General features: G+C 33.5%; 1 protein-coding gene. It reads right to left on the bottom strand.

All coding sequences use genetic code 11. The annotated features are described in order from the left end of the window. Positions 1 to 245: 6-bladed beta-propeller (locus tag DW103_RS18330; protein WP_233545742.1), on the bottom strand; the 245-nt coding region annotated here is incomplete at both ends.

Below are 245 nucleotides of genomic sequence, written 5' to 3'. Positions count from 1 at the left end.
GCATTATTGAAGGTATTCGACAATATTACATAATCATTCGTGAGAGCTAATATAAAAGGATAATCTTGCAAAAAACAATCCGGGGTAGTTTCCAGTGGAATAATTTCCACCTTATCAAAAAGTTCATCTGCGTAAATACGCCTTTGTTCAGCCGCATAAAAATCAATGTTTTTTAAACCAGCATCCCCTTTTTCTCCAGCATTTACACAAGAGAATAACCATACAGAAAAAACAGCTATAATTAA

Source organism: Parabacteroides sp. AM08-6, from assembly GCF_003473295.1.
GTDB lineage: Bacteria > Bacteroidota > Bacteroidia > Bacteroidales > Tannerellaceae > Parabacteroides.
Note: the sequence above shows the minus strand (reverse complement) of the source record. Positions and strands in the feature narration are given on the sequence as shown.